The 255-nt window shown below is 66.7% G+C and carries 1 protein-coding gene; it reads left to right on the forward strand.

Annotated elements, in window-relative coordinates:
• On the forward strand, positions 1–255 hold a 255-nt coding region (locus tag ACUN9Y_RS22330), incomplete at both ends, for a hypothetical protein (RefSeq protein WP_445462928.1).

Genomic DNA, 255 nt, shown 5'->3' on the forward strand with positions numbered 1-255 from the left:
GGTCACCGAGGTGTTCAGCTACACCCTGACCGATGCCGACAACGACACCAGCAGCACCCGTCTGACGCTGACCATTAATGGCCAGGAAGACGACGCGCCGACGGTGACCGTGACCGACACTGACGGTACGGTGACCGGTGCCGACAACAGCGTGGAAGAGGCCAGCGGTGCTACCGTCACCGGCAGCTTCAGCGTCGGCGGCAGCGCAGGCCTGGCGAGCGTCACCATCGGTGGCGTGGAGCTGGTCGGGGCGGA

Source organism: Halomonas sp. V046 (genome assembly GCF_052645355.1).